The organism is Winogradskyella sp. (assembly GCF_025210595.1).
In the GTDB taxonomy this organism is placed as follows: domain Bacteria; phylum Bacteroidota; class Bacteroidia; order Flavobacteriales; family Flavobacteriaceae; genus Winogradskyella.
In genome coordinates, this window is sequence record NZ_JAOARH010000116.1 from 1 (window position 1) to 5805 (window position 5805).

The window sequence follows — 5805 nt, forward strand, 5'->3', positions numbered from 1 at the left end:
CATGTGCTGTAAATAACATTCCGTTTCTCGCATTACGTGTTGGCATTACACAATCAAACATATCTACACCTAACGCAATATTTTCTAATATATTGATTGGAGTACCAACTCCCATAAGATATCTTGGTTTATCTTCTGGTAAAATATCGCAAACCACCTCAGTCATAGCATACATTTCTTCGGCTGGCTCACCTACAGATAAACCGCCTATAGCATTACCTTCTGCTCCTACATTTGCTATATATTCTGCAGACTGCATTCTTAAATCTTTATAGGTACTTCCTTGTACAATAGGAAAAAATGTCTGCTCATAATCATACTTAAACGGAACATTGTTTAAATGTGCTATGCAGCGATCTAACCAACGATGCGTCATATGCATAGAACGCTTGGCATAATTATAATCGCAAGGATAAGGTGTACACTCATCAAAAGCCATAATAATATCTGCACCAATACTTCGCTGAACTTCCATAACATTTTCTGGAGTAAACACATGGTAGCTTCCATCTATATGAGACTTAAATTTCACTCCTTCTTCCTTTATTTTTCTATTAGCAGATAAAGAATATACTTGATAGCCTCCAGAATCGGTTAAAATATTACGATCCCAATTCATAAACTTATGCAATCCACCAGCTTGCTCCAAAATAGGCGTTTGAGGTCGTAGATAAAGATGATACGTGTTTCCTAAAATAATATCAGGATTTATATCATTTTTAAGTTCGCGCTGATGAACACCTTTAACTGTAGCAACAGTACCAACAGGCATAAAAATAGGTGTCTCAATAATGCCATGATCAGTCGTAATAACTCCTGCTCTAGCTTTAGTTTCTTTATCTTTTGCTAAGCGATTAAACTTCATTCATCTATTTTTACAGCTTATTATAATGATCCTATTTTATTTCAAATAGCAGACAACCAATATATCCTTTTATAAAAGTAAGTCCGAGCGCAAATATAACTAACTAAATAGTATTCCTTCTTAAATAATTTTTAAAATAAAACAACATTAATTATGCTTAAAAATTTGAAAGGTTTACCATAATAATCATTGATTAAGCCAAAGTTTAGAATTTATTCTATTATAATTTAAAAATATTGTTAGCAAATCCTCAAAATCGTTAATAAATGAGTATAGTCCCTTTTTGCGCAAGGCTTATAAAAAGTTATTTTTGTGCCATTAATTTAAGCAATAACTTATGCCTAACACTCAACAATTAGAAAATTTAACGACTCAAGTTCGTAGAGATATTCTACGAATGGTACACAAAGTAAATTCTGGTCATCCAGGAGGTTCACTTGGCTGTGCAGAATTCTTTGTTTCACTTTATCAAGACATTATGGAAACCAAAGATGAGTTTGATATGGATGGCATTGGAGAAGATTTATTTTTCTTGTCTAATGGCCACATTTCACCAGTATATTATAGTGTCTTAGCAAGATCTGGGTATTTTCCTGTTGAGGAACTAAATACATTTAGACTTATAGATTCTCGCTTACAAGGTCACCCTACAACTCACGAAGGGTTACCTGGTATTAGAATTGCGTCTGGTTCTTTAGGGCAAGGTATGTCTGTAGCTATTGGCGCAGCCGAAGCAAAAAAACTTAATAACGATAAGCATTTAGTTTACAGTTTGCATGGTGATGGAGAATTGCAAGAAGGGCAAAACTGGGAAGCTATAATGTACGCTGCAGGTAAAAAAATAGATAACCTTATAGCTACTGTAGATTTAAACGGTCAACAAATTGATGGCTCTACTGATAATGTTTTACCAATGGGTAATTTAAAGGCTAAATTTGAAGCTTTTGGTTGGTCTGTAGTAGAGATTGAAGAAGGGAACAACATAGAAGCTATTCTTAAAGGAATGAAAGATGCAAAAGCATTAACAGGAAACGGAAAACCTGTATGTGTGCTTCTTAAAACCGTAATGGGTAATGGTGTAGACTTTATGATGCACACCCATGCATGGCATGGTAAAGCACCAAATGATGAACAATTAGAAATTGGTTTATCTCAAAACGTAGAAACTCTAGGAGATTATTAAAAAGTATTAATTAAAAAGATACCCACTCTTGTGGGCATTACTATGAAAACATATACTAACACAGGAAATAAAGATACACGCTCAGGTTTTGGTGCAGGTTTAACAGAATTAGGAAAAACAAACGAAAATGTTGTTGCACTTTGTGCTGACTTAACAGGATCTCTTAAAATGGATGAGTTTAAAGCCAACCATCCAGAACGTTTTTTTCAAGTAGGAATTGCTGAAGCTAATATGATTGGCCTCGCTGCAGGTATGACTATTGGTGGTAAAATTCCTTTTACAGGAACGTTTGCTAACTTCTCAACCGGAAGAGTTTATGACCAAATTCGTCAAAGTGTAGCTTACTCACATAAAAATGTAAAAATATGTGCTTCACATGCTGGAATAACATTAGGTGAAGATGGTGCAACACATCAAATTCTAGAAGACATAGGCTTAATGAAAATGTTACCTGGAATGACAGTAATTAACACCTGTGATTATAACCAAACTAAAGCTGCTACATTAGCTATTGCAAAACACAATGGACCTGTTTACTTAAGATTTGGGCGACCAAAAGTACCTAATTTCACACCTGAAAATGGTGGTTTTGAAATAGGTAAAGCTGTAAAGCTTACTGAAGGTAATGATGTAACCATAGTAGCAACAGGTCATTTAGTATGGGAAGCATTAGAAGCAGCAAAAGCTTTAAATGAAGACGGTATTAGTGCAGAAGTTATTAATATTCACACTATAAAACCATTAGATGATAAAGCCATTTTAGAATCTGTATCTAAAACGGGTTGTATTGTTACAGCAGAAGAACACAACTATTTAGGTGGCTTAGGGGAGAGTATTGCTAGAGTTTTAGCACAACACCAGCCAACACCACAAGAGTTTGTTGCAACTAAAGACACTTTTGGAGAATCTGGCACACCTGCTCAACTTATGGATAAGTATGGCTTAAATAATTCTGCGATACAAGAAGCTGTAAAAACAGTAATAAAAAGAAAGTAGTATTACTATCAAAAAACTCAGATTTTTCAGCATGAACAAAAAACTAAGTATACTATTAATTGTAGTTTCTACCTTTTTTATAAGTGCACAATCTGGTAGTGGTATAGGTGTCAAAGGAGGTATTAATTTTGGAAGTACTGGAGATTTCAAGAGTTCTTTCTTTAATGGCTTTAATGATATTGATACTTCCCAGGGAACCAATTTAGAGTTTGGGTACCATATTGGTGTATTTGGTAAACTTAAATTAAGTGACAAGTTTTATTTTCGTCCTGAATTAATTTATACAAAAAGACAAAACGAATATGATATAACAGGCAGCTCTGAAACAGAGAATCTTAACATCTCTAGTCTTGATATGCCTTTATTATTAGGAATAAAAGTTGTTGGTCCTTTAAGCTTTTTTATTGGACCAACACTTCATTACATCTTAGATAAGGATATTGATAGTCCAGCAGATTTTAAAATCAATGATATTGAAAAGGATCTTACTTTTGGTATAAATACCGGAATTGCTATGAATATTAAAAAGTTTGGAATTGATCTAAGATACGAGAGGACTTTTGGTAAAAATTTAATTGAGTTTCAAAGTGAGATGAATACTTCATTTTTTGGCACTATAGACACAAGAGCAGAACAAATTATTTTAAGCCTTTCTTATAAATTATTTTAATTTAAGGTATTTTATTAACTCAACCTTCTTAAAAATCCACTTCCGCCATACTGCAAAAGGCTTTAAATCTAAAGCATTAATAAAATAAACAATTTTTGGCAACGTTTTTGATATTAGGTATCTAATCTTAAAAACGAACATTATGAAAAATTTGAAAAAAGCAGCTTTCTTGGCTGTAGCTTTTGCTTTTATCAGTTTAAGTACAAATGCCCAAAAAGGAAGTGCCTTTGGTTTTAAAGGTGGTTTAAATTACAGTGCTAACGGAGATTATTTTGAATCTATTGGTGACAACGCTGAAAACCCTGACCGTAATATTGGTTATCATATTGGTGTTTTTGGTAAAATTGGTGACCAAATTTACTTTAGACCAGAGTTAATTTATACCGCAACAAAAAGCGATTACGATAGTAATGACTTTAATGTTAAAAAAATTGACGCCCCTTTATTAATTGGATTAAAAGTTTTAGGTCCTCTTAGTGTTTTTGGCGGCCCTTCTTTACAATATATTCTAGATACAGAATTTGACGGTATTGATGTTGATAATGTGAAAGATGATTTTTCAGTAGGCTTAAATTTTGGAGTTGGAGTAAATTTTAACAAAGTTGGTGTTGACTTACGATACGAAAGAGGTTTTAGCGATAATGAGGCCACTTTTATAAATAACAACATTGGGTCTAATGTTTCTAGCCGAATAGATACAAGGCCAGATCAGTTAATATTAAGTTTATCTATTGCTCTGTAAATCTTTAATACTAAAAACAAAAAAGCCGCTATAATGCGGCTTTTTTGTAAGTCATATTATTTTCTATTAAGAATCTTCATCTTCTTCATTATAGCTAATAGTAATTGTATCTTCTAGATAATCTGGTTCATTATTATCATTAGAATCCATGATTATTAATGTTTTTAATTCGTAAGTAGAATCTTCAGAATTAAAATCTATCCTATCAAATAATTCATTGCTTGCGGCATTATTATCAAAATAATTTTGTGCTGCCGTTTCAGACATAAAAGGATTCATAGTTTCATCTTCTGTATAAGTCTTTGCCATTAACTCGTCTCGTGTTAATACTCCATCATTATCGTCATCAACATCTATATAATTATAGGCTCTATCTTCATCTGTATCATCATCTAATACATATAAATTATCATCTAAATCTTCCATATGAGAAGGTATACCGTCTCCATCATGATCAACTTCTTCGTATTGTAATAATTCAAACTTAAAAACTAAATTATCGTAAGAAGTTCCTGAATTTGTACCTGAATAAAAGCCTAATCCAGATGGCAAAAACATAATACCTAGTCCATAATCATTATATTCAACAATACCATTATTTAAAGAAAAATCTAATGACGTAGAAAACTCCGGAAGTGTTAATTGCCATCCTCTAATAAGTCCCGGATTGGCATTTACACCTGTAAGCATAAAATTTTCTGGAGTTGCACGTGAATCAAACACTTCCCCAGATGCTATAGAAGCCCCTTCATATCTTACTCTAATTTGATCTGTAAATTTTGGCAAATCACCACCACCTTGATTAAGTTTCAGCACATAATATTCATAATCTGTTTCTAGATAAGTAGTACTATGAGTTTCTACTGCATTAATCAACAAAGTATTTCCATCTGGCACATCATCACCTTCTTCCAACTCCGTAATAACAATATCTGTATATTTATGATTTGTACCTGTTTCAAAAAAACTAGAGTTATAGTAATGTGTAGACAAGTAGGTTATTAAAGAATCGCTATCTGCTAACTGCTGCTCTGTTCTATCTCTCTCTACAATATTTGGCGCTGAAGCATCATCATCATTGTTGCATGAGATTAATACAACCGAAAACATTACTAAATAAAGCGCTAATTTTAATGATTTTGATTTCATAGTTTATTTTATTTTTGGGTGCAAATAACCACAAATTGCACGCAAAGTTCATTATTGCATAAATATTATGGCGCAAGATACATTAAATTAATATTTTTATGCCATAAGCTTAACGTAGATTTTAGTTAAAAAATATATGCGAATTGATAAATATCTTTGGTGTGTTCGTTATTACAAAACGAGAAACATAGCAACTCAAG

The 5805-nt window shown here is 32.6% G+C and carries 6 protein-coding genes and 1 pseudogene; 5 read left to right on the top strand and 2 right to left on the bottom strand.

Going from position 1 to position 5805, the window contains the following annotated elements:
• Positions 1–865, bottom strand: an 865-nt coding sequence (gene tgt / locus N4A42_RS11965) for a tRNA guanosine(34) transglycosylase Tgt (protein WP_294074297.1), incomplete at its 3' end; no start/stop codon positions are given.
• Positions 866–1202: 337 nt separating this feature from the next.
• Between tgt and N4A42_RS11970 the strand changes: the two genes are divergently transcribed.
• The 4 genes from N4A42_RS11970 (at position 1203) to N4A42_RS11985 (ending at position 4456) form a co-directional block, all read left to right on the top strand.
• Positions 1203–2048, top strand: a complete 846-nt coding sequence (locus N4A42_RS11970; RefSeq protein ID WP_294074299.1) for a transketolase — start codon at positions 1203–1205, stop codon at positions 2046–2048.
• A 42-nt stretch (positions 2049–2090) separates the two neighbouring features.
• Positions 2091–3044: a transketolase C-terminal domain-containing protein gene (locus tag N4A42_RS11975; RefSeq protein WP_294074301.1), complete on the top strand. Its 954-nt coding sequence runs from the start codon at positions 2091–2093 to the stop codon at positions 3042–3044.
• 31 nt (positions 3045–3075) lie between these two features.
• Positions 3076–3714 carry an outer membrane beta-barrel protein gene (locus N4A42_RS11980; RefSeq protein WP_294074303.1) on the top strand — a complete coding sequence of 213 codons (639 nt, stop codon included), beginning with the start codon at positions 3076–3078 and terminating at the stop codon, positions 3712–3714.
• 142 nt (positions 3715–3856) lie between these two features.
• A complete protein-coding gene (locus tag N4A42_RS11985; RefSeq protein WP_294074305.1) occupies positions 3857–4456 on the top strand; it encodes a porin family protein in 600 nt (199 codons plus the stop codon).
• A gap of 66 nt (positions 4457–4522) precedes the next feature.
• On the opposite strand, the gene N4A42_RS11990 is transcribed toward N4A42_RS11985, so the two are convergent.
• A complete protein-coding gene (locus N4A42_RS11990; RefSeq protein ID WP_294074307.1) occupies positions 4523–5605 on the bottom strand; it encodes a hypothetical protein in 1083 nt (360 codons plus the stop codon).
• 136 nt (positions 5606–5741) lie between these two features.
• On the opposite strand from N4A42_RS11990, the pseudogene N4A42_RS11995 reads away from it, so the two are divergent.
• Positions 5742–5805, top strand: a pseudogene (locus N4A42_RS11995) (RNA-binding S4 domain-containing protein); the annotation flags it as partial.